Consider the following 14,547-nt stretch of genomic DNA (forward strand, 5'->3'; position numbering starts at 1 on the left):
ACCGCGGTCGTCGCGGTGCGGGCGCGGTGACCGGACGCGCGCCAGGCGTCGACACCCCGGCCGCGCCCTCCCGCCCCGCTGTCAGGAGGCGGCCGTGCCCGGCCGGCCGACGCGGAAGTCGCGGTGCAGTGCGCGCAGGCGGTCGGTCAGGGCCGGAACCGGGCCCTGCACCGTCAGGCCGGGTACCACGTCCTGGATCGGCAGGCAGCGCACCGGGGAGGGCGGCACGCCCAGTTCGGCCAGCCAGTCGGTCAACTGGGCGGCGGAGTGGGCGTAGACGATCCGGCCGAGGCCGGCCCAGCCGTGGGCGGCCGCGCACATGGGGCAGTGCTCCCCGGAGGTGAAGACGGTGGCCTCTGCCCGCTGCCGCTCGGTGAGATGGGCGGTGGCCCAGCGGACCAGCTCGAACTCCGGGTGCCGGGTGTTGTCGTCCAGACTGTGCACCCGGTTGCGGTCCTCCGCCAGGACCTGCCCGTCGGCACCGACCAGGACCGAGCCGAACGGCTCGTCCCCGGCCCGCACCGCCTCGGCGGCCAGCTCGACCGCGCGCTCCAGATGCCGCAGCTCGGCGGCGTTCGGTTCGATGAGGGTCATGGCTGCTCCCTCAGGCGGCGGTGGGAGCGCCGGGGACACGGCGCTCGCCGCCGTTGTGCTCCTGCCAGAGCTGGTAGACCTCGACCGCGGCGTCGCGCGGCTCGTAGCGCATCGGCAGCCGGCGCTCGTCCCAGTTCTTGGCGAACTCCTCGTAGAAGTTGTCCAGTTCGAAGTACTTGCGGTCGTCCACGTAGTGCGGCTCGTAGGCGTCCCGGGTGGTGAGGAAGACCACTTCGTCCGGTGAGCAGTAGTACAGGGACCCCAGGCACATCGGGCACGGCTGGGCGAGCACGTAGATCGTGGCGCCGACGAGGTGCTCGGTGCCCAGCTTGGTGCACGCCTCGCGGATGGCGAGGATCTCGGCGTGCGCCGTGGGGTCGTTGGTCTGGGCGACCCGGTTCGGGCTCTCGGCCAGGATCTCGCCGTCCTTGACGATGACGGTCGCGAACGGGCGGCCGCCCTCGGCGACGTTGCGGCGGGCGATGTCGATGGTGCGCTGCGCGAAGTCCATCAAGGGTGTCCTATCTATTGATGTGGGTCTGAACTGGTCATTCGTAAGATCGGTGAGGCCCAGGGGCCCGGGGTATGGCTGTCATGGGTGAGCCGCTGGATGGCTTGAAGGACATGAGGAGGAAGCCGGGGCGGCCGGGCGAGCCCGCACCGCCCCGGAGCCGGTCCGATCGGGGCGGATCAGAAGGGCTTGGTGGGCAGGTACTTGCCGTCCAGGGTGATCACCGCGCGCTCGCCGCCCTCGGGGTCGGCGACCTTCTTCACGTCCAGCTTGAAGTTGATCGCGGAGATGATGCCGTCACCGAACTGCTCGTGCACCAGGGCCTTGAGCGTGGTGCCGTACACCTGGAGCATCTCGTAGAAGCGGTAGATGGTCGGGTCGGTCGGGATGCCACCGGGGATCGACCCCCGGGTCGGGATCGTCTGGAGCAGCGCGACCGCGTCGGCGTCCAGGCCGAGCAGCTCGCCGACGGCCTGGGCGGCCTCCTCGGGCAGGGCGTGCTGGCCGAGCACGGCGGCGGTGGTGAAGGCCACCGACAGGCCGGCCGCGTCCGCGATCTGCTGCCAGGTGAGGTCCTTGCGGATCTTGGCCTCGACGGCGGTGATGGCGAGGGCCTGCCGGGCGGTGGGGTCGAACTGGGCGTGCGGCATGGGGGGTTCCTTTCAGGGTTCAGGATCGGGGTTCATGGGGGGGACACCCGGTCCCCTGCGAGGTGGCAGGGCCGGGACGATGGGGGGCCGTGGGCCGTGGGGCCGGACCGTGGTCAGGCCGCGGACGCGGTCGCCCGCGCTTCGGCGCCGACGTTCTCGACGCCTCCGGTGGCGATGTCGTAGACCCAGCCGTGCAGGGTGAGGGCGCCTTCGGCCAGACCGCGGGCGACCGAGGGGTGGGTGACCAGGTTCGCCAACTGGGCGAGCACGTTCTGGCGCACCAGAGCGGCGACGTCCCCGCAGGGGGCGGTACGGGCGCGGGAGGCGTCCGCGTGCCGCAGCCACTGGGCGACCGCCGGCACCCCTCGCAGGTCGTGGGCCTCGGCCAGGGCCGTCATGGCGCCGCAGCCGGAGTGCCCGCACACCACGATGTCGGACACGCCGAGGACCGCCACGGCGTACTCGATGGTCGCCGCCACGGCGTCGGGGCCGGGCGCGTGGGACGGGACGAGGTTGCCCGCGGTGCGGACGACGAACAGCTCGCCCGGTTCGCTGGCCGTGATCAGCTCCGGGACGACGCGGGCGTCGGAGCAGCCGATGAACAGCGTGTGCGGCGTGTGGTTCTCGGCGAGGTGGGCGAACAGGTCCGCCTTGGTGGGGTGGACGTCCCGCTGGAAACGCGTGACGCCCTGGGCGAGGTCGCGCATGAGTCACTCCCTTCGATGGGTTCCGGCCTGCCGGACTCGATGAATCCACCATGCATGACCTGGGCCTATAGAGTCCAAGACGCAGTACCCATGTCTCCCATTGGTCGCATCTATAATCGTTCCCATGGCACTGGAACTGCGTCATCTGCGCTACCTGCTCGCCGTGGCCGAGCACGGCAGCTTCACCCGTGCTGCCGAAGACCTGCGCATCTCCCAGCCCACGCTGTCCCAGCAGGTCCGGCAACTGGAGCGGACCGTGGGGGTGCCGCTCCTCGACCGCACCGGCCGCAGCGTGCGACTCACCGACGCGGGCGAGACGTACGCGCGCCACGCCCGCCGCGCCCTGCGGGACCTGGAGGCCGCCCAGCGCGCCGTCCAGGACGTCCAGGACCTGACCCGCGGCCACCTGCGCCTGGCCGCGACGCCGACGTTCACCTCCTATCTGGTGGGCCCCCTGGTCGCCGACATGCACGCCCGCCATCCCGGCATCACCCTGGACGTCAAGGAGATGACCCAGGACCGCATCGAGTCGGCCCTGCTCGCCGACGACCTCGACCTCGGCATCGCCTTCTCCGGCTCCCACCTTCCCGGCGTCGTGGCGCAGACCCTGTTCACCGAGACCCTGAGCCTCGTCACCGGCGCCGTCGACCCCGAGGCGGGCCCGTCCCGGCCGCTACCGGTGGACGAACTGAGCAATCGGCAACTCGCGCTGCTGAATGGCGACTTCGCCACCCGGAGCCATATCGACGCCCACTTCGCGACCCACAAGGTGCAGCCCCGCATCGCGGTGGAGGCCAACTCCGTCCAAGCCCTCGTCGAGATCGTGCGGCGCACCCCGATCGCCACCGTGCTTCCCGACGCCATCACCCACGATCACCCGCACCTGCGCCCCGTCCCCCTCGAACCGGCCCTGCCCGCACGCACCGTCACGCTGCTGCGGCGCGGCAGCAGCTACCAGAGTGCCGCTGCCCGCGCCTTCATCCGCCTCACCCGGGACTTCGTCCGGGCCCGCGGCTACACCGACGCCCCGGAGTGACGTCCGGGGCCGGGCGACCTGAGGGCCTACCTGCTGCTCCTGACGGCAGGGGGACTCGTCCAGGCCCGGGTGCTGTGGCGGGTGCTGCGGGCGAAACAAGTGAGGTGAGTCGAGGCGCGGTTGCACGCTACAGTCGACCCCCCACCACGAGGGTGGGGGACCGCGACAGCGAAAGGAGGGACAAGTCCATGATCGCCATGATCACCGCGCTCGAGTCCTCCCGGGGTGCCGGCCATCTCTGACCCCGGAGCGGACGGGCGCTTTCACCGGAGCGTGCCTTGACCGTGATTCAGAACGACCTGACCATGCGTCCGATCACCGGACGCGAAGAACTCGACCTCTTCCGCCGACTGCCCTACAGCCTCAACGAGGAACTGGCGGAGGACCTCGCCGCCGGCCGCCGACGTCCGGAATGGATGTGGGTCGCCATGCACGGCGACCGCCTGCTGGCCAGGGCGGCCTGGTGGAGCCGGCCAGGCGGCGACGCACCACTCATCCTGGACGTCCTCGACCTCGACGACGGCATCCCGGGCCCCGATCGTGTGGACACCGGGGTGCGACTGCTGCGCACCGCCATGGCGGCCATCCTCCCGAACGGGGCGCGTCCCCCCGAGTACAGCCGCTTCATCCCGCCGGACTGGCGTGAGAACACGGTGACCAGGCAAGTCGTCGAGGAGCGCATGACGGTGCTGGAACGCACCGGCGCGCGGCTCTTCGTCGAACGACTGCGTCTGGAATGGCGTCCCGAATCGCCCGTTCCCGAGCCCGGCGGGCGCCTCGAGTTCCGACCCGTCCACGACGCCGGGGAACTCGTTGCCCTGATGACCTCGGTCCTGGACGGGACGCTGGACGCACACGGCCGGGACGACCTGACCCGGATGTCCACCCACGAAGCGGCCGTCAAGCACTACGAGGGCGAACTCGCCCGCTACACCAGCCCGCGGGACTGGTGGCGCGTCGCGACCCTGCCCCACGGAGAGCCGGTGGGATTCGTCATCCCGGCCCACAACGGCTACAACCCCATCATCGCCTACATCGCGGTCCTGCCCGCCCATCGTGGCAAGGGGTACATCGACGACATCCTCGCCGAGGGCACCCGTGTGCTCGCCGAGCAGGACGTCCCCCGCATCCGAGCGTCCACGGACCTCGGCAACACCCCCATGGCGCACGCCTTCCACCGCGGCGGCTACGTCAATTTCGAACGCGAGATCAACATGACCTGGAGCTGACCGAGGCGGGGGCACCTACGAGGGTGCCCCCGCCCGACTCGTCCCGCTCGCTCGGCCGATGGTGACGACATGCGCCCAACGCGGCGGGGAGTCCGGGACGTAGGCGGGACTCTCCTCGTCCACGGCGCGGGCGGGGCGGAGGAAGAGACCTACGACGGTGCGGCATGGCGGCTGCGCGGAGGGCCACGGCGTCTGGCCGTCCGTCAGGGCGACGATCACGTCCGGGCGGGGCCGGGAGCGCAGCGCCCGGGCGAAACCGGAGCGCAGATCCGTTCCCCCGCCACCGATCAGTTCCATGTTCTCGGCACGGCAGAGCGGGACGGCGATCCCCGCCGCCGCGTCGCAGGAGATCACCGAGACCAGATCGCGCCGTCCGCCCACCGCCCGTGAGATCGCCGCCACCTCCAGCAGCGCACTGCCCAACTCGGCGTCGCTCACCGACCCGGAGGTGTCGATCACGACGCAGACCCGGGGCGGCGTACGGCGCAGGCTCGGCAGCAGCACCCCGGGGACAGTGGCCGAGCGCCGGGACGGACGCCGGTAGCTGTGGTTCTCGCCCACCCCCGGCGCACCCGCCGCCGAGCGGACCGCCGCCCCCAGCAACTGCCGCCACGGCTGCGGCGGATGGAACGCCTCGTCCGCCCACCGGCGCCACCCGTCCGGCGCGTTGCCGGGCCGGCCCTTGATCCCCTCCGCGACCCGGAAGCGGACCGCGTCCCGCTGCTGCCTGCTCAGTCCGTGCGCCCCGTCGGGTCCCAGCTCCCATGGCCGGTCCTGCCCGTCGGCGCCACCGCCGCAGTCCAGCCAGGCGAGGTCCGCGGTGAGCCCGGACATCGACGCCGTCCGCAGGTATTCCTCCATCAGCAGCCCGTCGGGCAGCCGCAGCAGCGACGGCAGCACCGCACCGGTGGGCAGGGGCAGACCGTCACCGTAGATGTCGTCGTTGATCTCGAAGTCGGCGGCGATGTTCCGCCGCAGCCTCCCCCAGCCTTCGGCCGCGGGGACCCCCATCCCGCTTCGCTCGCCCGGCCCGTGCTCCTCGTGCTCCCGCGCAAACCGCTCGCCCCGCCCGTGGTGGTCCCGCAGCAGATGGGAGACCTCGTGCACCCAGACGCCCGCCAGCTCCTCCACCGGGGTGCGCGCCACGAAGCCGGGGGAGACGTAGCAGCGCCAGTGCGCGTCCACCGCCATCGTCGGCACCGACCGGTCCTCCACCACGTGCAGCGCGAAGAGCGCGGCGGCCAGGTAGGGGCGGACCGTCACCGCGTGCAGCCGGGCGGCCAGCAACTTCTCCATGTCCAGCGGGAGTCCGGGCCGGCCGGCCCGACCGCCGATGCCGGCCGGCGGCTCCGGCACGGTGGCTTGTACGGGGCGCGGCGGCGCGGGCCGGGTCACCGGGCGCGGCAGTGGGCGCGGTGCCGGGCGCTTCACGGCCCCCGTCATCGGCTCGCCCCCGCCGCACGCCCGGCGTCGGCCGACGCCGCGGTCCGTCCCACCGACCGGTCCGCCCGCCGGGCGAGACCGACCACCCCGGCCAGCCGCTCCACGGCCTCCGGTACCTCCCAGTCGTCGCGCCGCAGCGCGGCCAGTGTCGTCGCCGGGGCGACCAGCAGGTCCGGGGCGCCGGTCTCCAGCGCCCGTACCAGCACCGCCCAGCCCGCCTCCCACCGCTCCCGCTCCGGCCGCGCCCCGACGGCGGCCACCACCGCCTCCAGCGCCGCCTGACGCAGATCGCCCCGCACCGGCAGCTCGGCGGAGGGCGGATCGGCCAGGAGCGACTCCGGGTCCGGCAGGTCCATCCGGTCCAGATGGGCGAGAAGTTCGAGCCCGGGTCCGTCGCCCACCGCGCCCCGCACCAGCAGCGCCAGCACCTCCCGGGAGACGGAGGCCGCTGTACCGAAGGCCAGCAGGGTCAACGCGGCCTCCCAGCTCCGGGGCGAGGGCCAGGCACCGCCGCGCCCCGTCTCGGTGCTCGGCGGCCGGTGGATCAGCGTCGGCCGGGCTTCCAGGAAGCCGCAGACCGCATGCCGGGCGAAGGCCACCGCCTCCGGCAGCCGCTCCGGCACCAGCCGGGGCAGCTCCGCCCGGGGCCAGACCCCGCCCAGCCCGCGCACCACCACGTCCCGGTCGTGCACCCAGTGCAGATGCACGAACCGGTTGGCCAGCGGCGGGCTCAGCTCCCACCCGTCCGCCGCCGACGCGCGCGGATTGGCGGCGGCCACGATCCGTACGCCCGGCGGCAGTTGCAGCGCACCGACCCTCCGCTCCAGGACGACCCGCAGCAGTGCGGCCTGGACCGCCGGGGTGGCGGTGGAGAGTTCGTCCAGGAAGAGCAACCCCCGCCCGGCCCGCACGAGTTCGACGGCCCACTGCGGCGGTGCCATGGGCACCCCCTGCACCGCCGGATCGTCGCCCACGATGGGCAGCCCGGAGAAGTCGGACGGCTCGTGGACGCTCGCGATCACGGTGGTCAGCGGCAGGTCGAGGGAGGTGGCGAGTTGGGTCAGGGCCGCGGTCTTGCCGATGCCCGGCTCGCCCCAGAGCAGCACGGGCAGGTCGGCCGAGACGGCCAGGGTGAGCGCTTCGAGCTGCTCGTCGGGGCGCGGTTCGGTGGTGGTCGATCGCAGGAGGGTCAAGAGGTCGTTGGCAAGGGTGAGTTGGGTGAAGGTTCCGGAATCGCCGGCGTTGGCGGCGGGTGCGGATGTGGGCAGAAGAGTGCTGGACGTCATGGGCATCACCTGGGGTGGGATAGGGGAACGGGACGGCCCGTCCCCGGAGATGTCGTGGTGTCTTGGCGCGTGCGCGAGCAACGCACGGTTGAGGAAAGGGACTTCGCCGGTGCAGGCGGTTGCGCTGGTGCGGTGGGTCAGCGGGCCAGGCCTGTGCGGGGCCGGGCCCGGCTGGTCCGCTTGTGGCGCACGGCGGGAGGCGTACGACGGTCGAGCCGGGGGCGGTGGCCTGCCTCCGCGCGACCCGCGCCCGAGGCGTTCTCGTCCCCCACCGCACCGGCACCGGGGTACCCGGTGAAGAGCCCCGAGCGGAAGAGCCCGTGGTCGATGCGGCGGGCCGCGGCCGACTCCAGTTCCTCCCGGAGCGGCCCGTCGCGCAGGACCGCGGCGGGACCGAGCAGCCCCTCGACCACGGCCAGCGCCCCGGCGACGTCACCGTGGCCGAGCCGTTCCCGGACCGCCGGCAGTGCCTCCGGACTGCGGTGCACCGCGTCGATCGCCCGCAGGCACGGCAGCGCAGGCCCGCCGAGCGCCACCAGCAGCTCCTCCCGGCGCAGTTGGTCCGGTTCGTGGTCGATCGCCGTCAGCACCCCGTCCCGCAGTGCGATCCGGTGGACCTCACCGCGGCATTCCACCCGGTGCGGATCGGCGGGCTCGGGGCCTGGACCGGCCACCGGAGCCGAGCCGCACGCCGCCAGTGCCGCGGCGACGAGCGGATGCAGTCGCTCGGGCGCGACCAGCCCGGCGCGCAGCAGCTCCAGATCTGGAAGGACCCGGGCCGCCGCCTCCGGCAGCACCGGAAGCGCCGCGACCTCCTGCGGCGGCAGCGCCTCCCGCAGTGGCCGGAACGTCGGGGCGTGGCTGTCGTCGGGGGCGGCGAGTTCGAGCACGGTGCGGCTCCGCGCACCGAGCCGCACGGTGAAGGTCCCGCGACGGCGCCCTTCGGCCCGCAACAGCAACTCCGCGTCGGCAGCCCAACTCGCCTCCGCCCACGGGGAATCGTGGACGGTGGGCAGGTCGGGCGGCGCCATGGAGGATGCGCCGCACCGCCGTGCCAGTTCCCCACTCCGCCCGGAGTCCCAGAGATGCCGGTGCAGGTCGAGCCGGAAACGCCGGTCGGGGTGCGGGTGCGGGTGCGGAAGGTGCTGCCCGGGGGTTTCGTTCCCGGACCCCTCCCACAGGGCCAGGGACATCCACTGTCCGGCGTCCGCCCAGGCCGGCGGTGTCCGCACCACCAGTTGCAGTGGCGTGGGGCCGGAACTCCGGTAATGCGCGAGGGAGATGGTGAGGCCGGGCCGCAGCCGCCCGTCGGGGGCGATCCGGGGCATGTGCCAGCGGAGCAGATCAGGCGCCAGCCGACGCAGATCCGCGCGGAGACGGGTGACGAGATCGGTGCCGTGGCGGTCGCGCACGGCGCGCAGATCGAAATCGACGTCGACTCGGGCGGTGGCGCAGGCCCCCGCCCAGTCACCGACCGCACGCCGTGCGGTCGCGGTCTCGATCATGGACGGTGGCACGGCGTACTCACGCACGCGCTGCCACATCAACAGGCGGGTCGGAATCTCGTTCGCGAGGTGATGTGCCATCAGCACTCACCTTGCGCGAACGATTCCCCCATTCCGTACGAGGAGAGGTTCATCACCCGAGCATCATAGGACACTGCTTCTCTCGGTGGTGGCGACGTGGAGCTCTAGGCTCGACAGGCCGTGGAGATCTGGCCGACCAGGACGGCGAAGGGCATGTCGAGGGCGGCGTAGAGGGCGCCTGCCTCGGGGGAGGCGTTGTCGGCCAGGGCCTCGACCATGAGGGTGGCGTAGTCGCTGACGACGACGCAGGCCTGGTGCATACGCAGCAGACCGGTCTCCCTCTGGGCCTGGCTGAAGGTGCCGGAGGCGTCCACGGCGACGTACGCGTCGTGCCCGGCCGCTGTCGCGGAGAGCGCGGGCAGCGCCGCGCACACCTCGAGCGACACCCCGGCGAAGATCAGCTTCTGCCGCCCGGTGGCCTCGATGGCGCCGCGCACGCGGTCGTCGTGCCAGACGTTGACCGTGCTGCGGTCGATGATCTTCTGTCCGGCCGGCAGTGCCTGGACCAGCTCGGGGGTGGTCGGCCCCCACATGCTGTCGGCCGCGGTGGTGGTGACGACCAGCGGCATGCCCAGCACGGTCGCCGCCCGTGCCAGCGCCACCACGTTGTGCTTCAGTTCTCCGACGGGGATGTCCCGGACGCCCGACGGCGAACGCAGACCCGACCCCGCGGACCGCCGGGCCAAGCTGATCTGCCCCACCGAACGCGGCCTGCTCCAGATGGAGGCAGCCGCCTCCATCATGCGCACGATCGAGGAACGCCACGCGAAGGCTCTGGGCGGACGGGAGTACGCCGCTTTCAAAGCGGCTCTCCAACGCGTGGCCGACCTGCAGGCCGAAGCCCAGCACGACGATCAGTCGCCGGGACGACGCCAGGGCGACTGAGGCGGGCTGCGCCGTGGAGAGACACGACGCCAGATGCGACTAGAGGTCGAGGACGACTTCGTCGGCCGGTCGGCTGCAACAGACGAGGACGGTGCCGGCTTCGGGGAGTTCGAGGGGCGGGGTGGTGTAGGTGACGTCGCCCGCCATGAGGTGGGTGACGCAGGTGTGGCAGACGCCGGTGCGACAGGACCAGCGGGTGGGGATGTCGCAGGCTTCGGCGAGGTCGAGCAGTGAGGCGTGGGCCGGTGACCACGGGGTGCTGATGCCGCTGCGGGCGAAGGTGATGAGGGGTCCGGTGCCCCTGGGGCCCGGCGGCTGGTGCGGCCGGACGGCGGCGGTGGGCGTGACGCCGGGGTTGATGGCGGGAAGGGCACTGAACTGTTCCGTGTGGATCCGCTCGGCGCGCAGACCGTGATCGCGCAGGTAACCGCCGAGGTCCTCCATGAAGGCGGTAGGCCCGCAGAGGTAGGCGTCCGCGTCGGCGGGGATGCCCAGGGCCGTGAGCGCCGGGGCGGTCGGGCGGCCCCGGGTGATGTGGTGCTCGCCCGGGGGCGGGGCTTCGGAGGTGTAGTAGATGTGCTCGTGGGCGTCGGGGAGTTGTGTCAGGAGGGCGTGGGCCTCGTCCGCGAACGCATGGTGGGCGCGGTCGTGCGCGGTGTGGATCCACCAGACGGGGCGCGGGTCTCGTGCGTCGGCCAGCCGGTGAAGCATGGCGAGCACGGGAGTGGCGCCGATCCCCGCGGAGATGAGGGCGATCGGGCGGGTGCCTGCTTCGAGTACGAACGTTCCTCGGGGGCTTGCGATGTCCACGAGGTCCCCGGGGCGCAGCGTGGCATGGATGTAGCCGCTGACCTTCCCGCACGATTCGTGCTTGACGCTGATGCGGTAGGTGTGGGCGGTGGGCGCGGAGGACAGGGAGTAGCTGCGCACCGTGGGGACGGTGTCGCCGACGGCGAGCCGGATGGAGAGGTACTGGCCGGGGCGGGCCTCGGGCAGGGGCGTGCCGTCGGCGCTGTCGAGGTAGACCGACGAGACGTCGGGGGTCTCGGGGACGATGCGGGCGACGCGCATGGCCCTGAAGCCCGGCCACCCCGGCTCTTCCCTGGACTGCCGGGTGCTCGCGCGTTCGCCCGGCCATCCGGGTTCCTGTGTGGGCTGCTGGGCGGCGGCGAGTTCGCGGAAGGACTGCTGCCATCCGGGGCTGAGGGCGGGGATGTTCAGCGCTTTGCGCAGCTTCGCGGGGTCGCGGTCGGGGAGGTAGAGCAGCGCGTCGGTGTCGGCGACGCTGAGTTCCTCGGGCCCCTTGCGGGTGAGGGTGATCTCGTCGCCGGCCTGGACGTGCCCCTCGGCGAGCACGCGCAGGTAGAAGCCGGGGCGGTGGTGGGCGACCAGCAGGGACGCCATGGTGGGTTCGCCGAGGCGCATGCCGACGCGGTAGCAGGTGACGCGGGGCTGGGTGACCTCGAATTCGGCCTCGCCGATACGGTACCGGTCGCCGATGCGCACTTCGTCGTCGGGCAGTCCGTCGACGGTGAAGTTCTCCCCGAACATCCCGAAGTCCAGGTCGTCGCGCCCGAGCTGCTTTCGCCAGTAACGGTAGGACTCCGACTGGTAGACGAGGACGGCGCGAATCTCGCCGCCGTGCCCGGCCAGATCTCCTTGGCCGTCTCCGTCGACGTTGAGCCGCCGGACCATGCGGGGACCCTGGACGGGGGTCTTCCAGGCTCCGGTGTGGACGGTCCTTCCCTGCCATGAGACGTCGGTGGGCATCCCCACGTTGACTGACAGCAGCGTCGCCATCGCGGACCTCCTGCGGGGTGGTCGGCCGGGGCAGCCGGAGCGGCCCCTCATGGCGCTGTGATCTGTGCGCTGGGATCGATCCTAGTTCTTGGGCCGGCAGGAGGCGCGTTCGTCCGCGGTGGACGGCCAAAGGACACAGCCAAAGACAAAGGCAAGGAGCACCCGCTCCTTGCCACTCTCAACCTATAGCGCACCAGGGGCCTTGCGGCAAGACCCGGGTCGTGCCGCAGAATCTCCACCCGAAGCCGGAACCTGCGGAAACGGGTAATTCGCGAAGTGCGGGCGCTTTGCCGATATGCGGGTGTGCGTGCCGCCGGACCGCGCGGGGCGGCCGACTGGTGGAATCCCATCTCCTTGAACGGGCGTATTGATGATTGACGTGATCGTGGCCGGCGGCGGACCCACCGGCTTGATGCTGGCCGGCGAGTTGCGGCTGCACGGCGTGCACGTGGTCGTGCTGGAGAAGTTGACCGAGCCGACCGGGCAGTCCCGCGGGCGTGGCCTGCACACGCGCAGTGTCGAGATGATGGACCAGCGTGGTCTGCTGGACCGGTTCCTCGCGGTCAGTGAGAAGTTCCAGGCCGGCGGTTTCTTCGGCGGCATCCACAAGCCGTGGCCGGACCGGCTGGACACGGCACACCCGTACGGCCTCGCCACCCCGCAGCCGGTCACCGAGCGGCTGCTCGACGAGCGCGCCCTCGAACTCGGTGCCGAGATCCGGCGCGGACGCGAAGTGGCCGGACTGAGCCAGGACGAGGACGGGGTGACCGTCGAACTGGCCGACGGCACTCACCTGCGCTCGCGCTACCTCGTCGGCTGCGACGGCGGCCGCAGCACCGTGCGCAAGCTCCTCGGCGTCGGCTTCCCGGGTGAACCCGCCAAGGTCGAGACCCTGCTGGGCGACATGGAGGTGACCGAGGATCCGGCGACGGTCGCCGCCGTCGTCGCGGAGGTCCGCAAGACCCAGCTGCGGTTCGGTGCCATCCCCGACGTGGACGGGAACAAGGGGGTGTACCGCATCGTCGTGCCCGCCGACGGCGTGGCTGAGGACCGTGCGACCGCGCCGACCCTCGAGGAGTTCAGGAAGCAGCTACGGGCTGTCGCGGGCACCGACTTCGGGGCGCACTCGCCGCGCTGGCTGTCGCGGTTCGGCGACGCCACCCGGCAGGCCGAGCGCTACCGGGTGGGCCGGGTCCTGCTGGCCGGCGACGCGGCGCACATCCATCCGCCGACCGGCGGGCAGGGGCTCAACCTCGGCGTGCAGGACGCGTTCAACCTGGGCTGGAAGCTGGCCGCCGAGGTCAACGGCTGGGCACCGGAAGGGTTGTTGGACAGCTACCACGCCGAACGGCACCCGGTGGGCGCCCGGGTGCTGGACAACACCCGCGCGCAGATCACGCTGCTGGGGACCGATCCGGGTGCGACCGCGCTGCGGGAGCTGTTCTCGAAGCTGATGGACTTCGAGGAGGTGAACCGGTACGTGACCGGGATCATCACCGCGGTCGAGGTCCGCTACGACTTCGGCGAGGGTCACGAGCTGCTCGGCCGGCGGCTGCGGGACGTGCGGCTGAAGCGGGGGCGCCTCTACGAGTTGATGCACGGTGGACGCGGGCTGCTGCTCGACCCAACCGGCCGCCTTTCGGTGGCCGGTTGGGCGGACCGGGTCGATCACGTCGTGGACGTCAGCGAGGAGTTGGACGCGCCCGCGGTACTGGTGCGGCCGGACGGCCATGTGGCGTGGGTCGGTGAGGATCAGCAGGATCTGCTCAGCCGGCTGCCCAAGTGGTTCGGGGCGGCCGCCAGTTGAGCGGCGCGCGCCGACCCGATCGCACTGATCCTGGAGGCGGGGGGACGACGCCCGAGTGGTTGTCCCCCCGCCCGATGCCACCTGGCCGGGCGTGGCTGTCGCGCCACCGGTCTTCAGCGCAGGGTGAGCGGGGTCTCGGACTCGACGCGGGACAGCTTCTCCGGGTTGCGGACGTAGTAGAGGCCGGTGATGCGGGCGTCCTCGACACGGGCCGCCATGATGCCGTCGATCTCGCCGTCCAGGCGCACGAAGAGCGCCGGGCCGCCGTTGACCAGCGTGGGGTCGATGGTGAGCTTGCCCCGGACCTTGCCGGCGCTGCCGACGAACATGCGGACCACCTTCTCGGCGCCGACGATCGGCCGCAGCGCGGCCTGCTTGACGCCACCGCCGTCACTCATCAGGACGACCTCGGGCGCGAGCACGTCGAGGAGGCCCTGAAGGTCCCCGGTCTCGAACGCGCGCTGGAACGACTCCAGGGCCGCCCGGGTCTCGCTGGGGGAGACCACCTTGCGCGGGCGGCGGGCGTCGACGTGCCGGCGCGCGCGGTGCGCGATCTGGCGGACGGCCGCGGGGCTCTTGTCGACGGCCGCCGCGATCTCGTCGTAGCCGACCTCGAAGACCTCGCGCAGTACGAAGACGGCGCGCTCCGTCGGCGACAGCGTCTCGAGGACGAGCATCAGCGCCATCGACACGCTCTCGGCCAGCTCGACGTCCTGGGCCACGTCCGGCGCGGTGAGCAGCGGCTCGGGCAGCCAGGGACCGACGTACGCCTCCTTGCGGCGCTTCATCGCGCGCAGCCGGTTGAGTGACTGCCGGGTGGTGATCCGTACCAGGTAGGCACGTTGGTCGCGCACCTGCGCCAAGTCGACCTCGACCCACCGCAACCAGGTCTCCTGGAGGACGTCCTCGGCGTCGGCGGCCGATCCGAGCATCTCGTAGGCGACGGTGAAGAGCAGGTTGCGGTGGGCGATGAACGCCTCGGTCGCCGGATCAGTGGTGTGGTCGTTCATGTC

At 72.2% G+C, this 14,547-nt stretch carries 14 protein-coding genes; 4 read left to right on the forward strand and 10 right to left on the reverse strand.

All coding sequences use genetic code 11. The features are described from left to right. Nucleotides 1–81: 81 nt before the first annotated feature. The 4 genes from ABZ818_RS36010 to ABZ818_RS36025 form a co-directional block, all read right to left on the reverse strand. On the reverse strand, nucleotides 82–594 hold the full coding sequence (locus ABZ818_RS36010; RefSeq protein ID WP_361424401.1) for a nucleoside deaminase: 513 nt from the start codon (nucleotides 592–594) through the stop codon (nucleotides 82–84). A 10-nt stretch (nucleotides 595–604) separates the two neighbouring features. Beyond that, the gene (locus tag ABZ818_RS36015; protein ID WP_361424404.1) at nucleotides 605–1,105 is read right to left on the reverse strand and encodes a nucleoside deaminase; all 501 of its coding nucleotides are present in this window, start codon (nucleotides 1,103–1,105) and stop codon (nucleotides 605–607) included. A gap of 179 nt (nucleotides 1,106–1,284) precedes the next feature. Further along, nucleotides 1,285–1,755 (reverse strand): cyanase, encoded by a 471-nt coding sequence (cynS, locus tag ABZ818_RS36020; RefSeq protein WP_361424407.1) that lies wholly within the window; start codon nucleotides 1,753–1,755, stop codon nucleotides 1,285–1,287. A 113-nt stretch (nucleotides 1,756–1,868) separates the two neighbouring features. Continuing rightward, nucleotides 1,869–2,462: a carbonic anhydrase gene (locus tag ABZ818_RS36025; protein ID WP_361424410.1), complete on the reverse strand. Its 594-nt coding sequence runs from the start codon at nucleotides 2,460–2,462 to the stop codon at nucleotides 1,869–1,871. A gap of 124 nt (nucleotides 2,463–2,586) precedes the next feature. Here ABZ818_RS36025 and cynR point away from each other — a divergent pair, with 124 nt between their 5' ends. After that, nucleotides 2,587–3,498 (forward strand): transcriptional regulator CynR, encoded by a 912-nt coding sequence (gene cynR / locus ABZ818_RS36030; protein WP_361424413.1) that lies wholly within the window; start codon nucleotides 2,587–2,589, stop codon nucleotides 3,496–3,498. A gap of 305 nt (nucleotides 3,499–3,803) precedes the next feature. Further along, the gene (locus tag ABZ818_RS36035; RefSeq protein WP_361424492.1) at nucleotides 3,804–4,727 is read left to right on the forward strand and encodes a GNAT family N-acetyltransferase; all 924 of its coding nucleotides are present in this window, start codon (nucleotides 3,804–3,806) and stop codon (nucleotides 4,725–4,727) included. A 15-nt stretch (nucleotides 4,728–4,742) separates the two neighbouring features. Here ABZ818_RS36035 and ABZ818_RS36040 read toward each other — a convergent pair whose 3' ends face one another. From ABZ818_RS36040 to ABZ818_RS36055, 4 genes are all read right to left on the reverse strand, one after another. Beyond that, entirely contained in the window at nucleotides 4,743–6,023 is a 1,281-nt protein-coding gene (locus ABZ818_RS36040; protein WP_361424495.1) for a VWA-like domain-containing protein, read from the reverse strand. 143 nt (nucleotides 6,024–6,166) lie between these two features. After that, nucleotides 6,167–7,456, reverse strand: a complete 1,290-nt coding sequence (locus ABZ818_RS36045; protein WP_361424416.1) for a MoxR family ATPase — start codon at nucleotides 7,454–7,456, stop codon at nucleotides 6,167–6,169. A gap of 137 nt (nucleotides 7,457–7,593) precedes the next feature. Further along, nucleotides 7,594–9,042, reverse strand: coding sequence for a hypothetical protein (locus tag ABZ818_RS36050; protein ID WP_361424419.1), 1,449 nt, complete (start codon nucleotides 9,040–9,042; stop codon nucleotides 7,594–7,596). A 104-nt stretch (nucleotides 9,043–9,146) separates the two neighbouring features. Further along, the gene (locus ABZ818_RS36055) at nucleotides 9,147–9,647 is read right to left on the reverse strand and encodes an isochorismatase family protein (RefSeq protein WP_361424422.1); all 501 of its coding nucleotides are present in this window, start codon (nucleotides 9,645–9,647) and stop codon (nucleotides 9,147–9,149) included. A 25-nt stretch (nucleotides 9,648–9,672) separates the two neighbouring features. Between ABZ818_RS36055 and ABZ818_RS36060 the strand changes: the two genes are divergently transcribed. Further along, a complete protein-coding gene (locus ABZ818_RS36060) occupies nucleotides 9,673–9,927 on the forward strand; it encodes a hypothetical protein (protein ID WP_361424425.1) in 255 nt (84 codons plus the stop codon). Nucleotides 9,928–9,966: 39 nt separating this feature from the next. On the opposite strand, the gene ABZ818_RS36065 is transcribed toward ABZ818_RS36060, so the two are convergent. Next, nucleotides 9,967–11,727: an MOSC and FAD-binding oxidoreductase domain-containing protein gene (locus ABZ818_RS36065; protein ID WP_361424428.1), complete on the reverse strand. Its 1,761-nt coding sequence runs from the start codon at nucleotides 11,725–11,727 to the stop codon at nucleotides 9,967–9,969. Between the two features lie 370 nt (nucleotides 11,728–12,097). On the opposite strand from ABZ818_RS36065, the gene rox reads away from it, so the two are divergent. Continuing rightward, nucleotides 12,098–13,534 carry a rifampin monooxygenase gene (gene rox / locus ABZ818_RS36070; RefSeq protein WP_361424431.1) on the forward strand — a complete coding sequence of 479 codons (1,437 nt, stop codon included), beginning with the start codon at nucleotides 12,098–12,100 and terminating at the stop codon, nucleotides 13,532–13,534. Nucleotides 13,535–13,647: 113 nt separating this feature from the next. Here rox and ABZ818_RS36075 read toward each other — a convergent pair whose 3' ends face one another. Further along, a complete protein-coding gene (locus ABZ818_RS36075) occupies nucleotides 13,648–14,544 on the reverse strand; it encodes an RNA polymerase sigma-70 factor (RefSeq protein WP_361424434.1) in 897 nt (298 codons plus the stop codon). Between the last annotated feature and the right edge of the window lie 3 nt (nucleotides 14,545–14,547).

The organism is Streptomyces sp. NPDC047453, from assembly GCF_040643155.1.
Classification (GTDB): domain Bacteria; phylum Actinomycetota; class Actinomycetes; order Streptomycetales; family Streptomycetaceae; genus Streptomyces.

Excerpts from the sequence above, each read along its gene's own strand:
- ABZ818_RS36010 (WP_361424401.1), bottom strand. The coding sequence starts at position 594 with ATGACCCTCATCGAACCGAACGCCGCCGAGCTGCGGCATCTGGAGCGC.
- ABZ818_RS36015 (WP_361424404.1), bottom strand. The coding sequence starts at position 1,105 with ATGGACTTCGCGCAGCGCACCATCGACATCGCCCGCCGCAACGTCGCC.
- cynS (WP_361424407.1), bottom strand. The coding sequence starts at position 1,755 with ATGCCGCACGCCCAGTTCGACCCCACCGCCCGGCAGGCCCTCGCCATC.
- ABZ818_RS36025 (WP_361424410.1), bottom strand. The coding sequence starts at position 2,462 with ATGCGCGACCTCGCCCAGGGCGTCACGCGTTTCCAGCGGGACGTCCAC.
- cynR (WP_361424413.1), top strand. The coding sequence starts at position 2,587 with ATGGCACTGGAACTGCGTCATCTGCGCTACCTGCTCGCCGTGGCCGAG.
- ABZ818_RS36035 (WP_361424492.1), top strand. The coding sequence starts at position 3,804 with ATGCGTCCGATCACCGGACGCGAAGAACTCGACCTCTTCCGCCGACTG.
- ABZ818_RS36040 (WP_361424495.1), bottom strand. The coding sequence starts at position 6,023 with ATGGAGAAGTTGCTGGCCGCCCGGCTGCACGCGGTGACGGTCCGCCCC.
- ABZ818_RS36045 (WP_361424416.1), bottom strand. The coding sequence starts at position 7,456 with ATGACGTCCAGCACTCTTCTGCCCACATCCGCACCCGCCGCCAACGCC.
- ABZ818_RS36050 (WP_361424419.1), bottom strand. The coding sequence starts at position 9,042 with ATGGCACATCACCTCGCGAACGAGATTCCGACCCGCCTGTTGATGTGG.
- ABZ818_RS36060 (WP_361424425.1), top strand. The coding sequence starts at position 9,673 with ATGTCCCGGACGCCCGACGGCGAACGCAGACCCGACCCCGCGGACCGC.
- ABZ818_RS36065 (WP_361424428.1), bottom strand. The coding sequence starts at position 11,727 with ATGGCGACGCTGCTGTCAGTCAACGTGGGGATGCCCACCGACGTCTCA.
- rox (WP_361424431.1), top strand. The coding sequence starts at position 12,098 with ATGATTGACGTGATCGTGGCCGGCGGCGGACCCACCGGCTTGATGCTG.
- ABZ818_RS36075 (WP_361424434.1), bottom strand. The coding sequence starts at position 14,544 with ATGAACGACCACACCACTGATCCGGCGACCGAGGCGTTCATCGCCCAC.